Consider the following 1760-nt stretch of genomic DNA (forward strand, 5'->3'; position numbering starts at 1 on the left):
GTTCAAGTTTACACCGCTTCAGGACTCGTTTGCCAATACCCTCTTTGACGGGAACTGGGGAATGCTCAGGGCGCTTGAAGATGGTGACATTAAACGTGCAGCAGCAATCATTGCATGGACGCTCACTGCCGTGAAAGGATTTGCCATCAAACTGACTAATCCCGGCGGAACAGAAGCCTGGGGCTTTGGGAAGAATGTCTCCTGTATCAATGAGACGATTCCAACCTTTGATCTCACCCCTGCTGAGATCATCAAAGGGACAATCAAGGCAAATGAAATACTCCATCTCCCCCATTCGGTTCACCTCCACTGCAACAACCTCGGAACACCAGGGAATTTCACCTGCACTATCGGGACCTTCGGGCATGTTCCCGATGTAAATGATAAACGCCAGTCACTCTATGCAACCCACGTTCAGTTCCATTCCTATGGCGGCAGTGGGTGGGGAGATTTCTGCTCAAAGAGCGAACCGGTCGCAAATATGGTGAACTTCCGGCCGCAGATTGTCATTGATATGGGACAGGTGATGTTTGGCAGGACAACAACGATGACAGCTGACGGACCGATGGAGTTCAACCTCTACCGGCTCCACCACGATAAATGGAGCAACCATGATGTCGAGCTTGAAACAGGATCCGGTATCATCCCTGTCAATTACCGGAGGAAGAATCTTGTCAACAGCATCATGTGGGCGATCGGACTTGAACTTGCCCTTCTTGTGAAAAATCCCTGGCAATGCCTCCTGACAACAGATAATCCAAACGGTGCTCCATTTGTCAAGTATCCTGAGATTATTGCCCTCCTGATGAGCAAGCGTTACCGTGACGCTGAATTTGCAACAATCCATCAGGATACAGAAAAGCGTGTTCCTCTTCCGGCGATTGAACGGGAGTTAGACTGGTATGATATTGCAGTGATGACCAGAGCCGGGCAGGCACGGGCGCTTGGAATCACCGATCTCGGCAAAGGCCATCTATCGCCAGGGGCAGAGGCGGATATTGCCATCTATCCAATCAGGATCAATGAGATTGACCCCTCTGCTGAATATGAGAGGATTGTAAAAGGCTTTTCACAGACCGAATATACCATTAAACGAGGACGCGTCGTTTCCCGACGTGGAGATGCAATCATCGATGGTGAGAATACCACCTTCTGGGTGAAGCCGAAGGTTCCTGCTGCCTATGATATGCAGCATGACACCGCATTTCAGGAACTCTTTGAGCGATACTACAGTATCAGGATGAGTAATTATCCAGTCCAGGAAGAATATCTCCACAGAAATCACTGCATTGAAACGGAGACAGATTTATGAATGTGACCATCACCTTCAGAAACCGCAGGAACCCTTTCATCCCAATCGAAGCCGAGATGATCACCCCGGATGCATTCTTCAATAATAAGGAGATTTGTGTTGGTGAAGGAAACAGGACTGTACATCTCGGTGAGCTTGCAGATGTTGGTATTGAGGGGACAGCATCGTCAGTTGATGAGATCGAGATTCTGATACGCGGAGATACATCACTCGTCAAACGTGTCGGTGAATATATGACTGGTGGGACAATCACCGTCGAAGGCGATATCGGGATGCATTGCGGGAATTTTATGTCCGGGGGCAGAATCGAGATACTTGGCTCGGCAGATGGCTGGCTTGGACGCGAGATGAAGGGGGGCGAGATCATCTGCCATGAGGATGCAGGAGATTATTGTGCAAGTGGATACCGTGGCGGACGCCGTGGTATGCGTGGGGGATCGGTTGAGGT

General features: G+C 49.8%; 2 protein-coding genes. Both read left to right on the top strand.

Annotated features, from left to right (window positions below):
- Positions 1 to 1312, top strand: a 1312-nt coding sequence (locus QCH34_RS11990) for a formylmethanofuran dehydrogenase subunit A (RefSeq protein WP_300334478.1), incomplete at its 5' end; no start/stop codon positions are given.
- On the top strand, positions 1309 to 1760 hold a 452-nt coding region (locus tag QCH34_RS11995; RefSeq protein WP_300334480.1), incomplete at its 3' end, for a formylmethanofuran dehydrogenase subunit C. The genes QCH34_RS11990 and QCH34_RS11995, both read left to right, overlap by 4 nt.

The sequence above is a fragment of the Methanocalculus sp. genome (assembly GCF_029762515.1).
Classification (GTDB): domain Archaea; phylum Halobacteriota; class Methanomicrobia; order Methanomicrobiales; family Methanocorpusculaceae; genus Methanocalculus.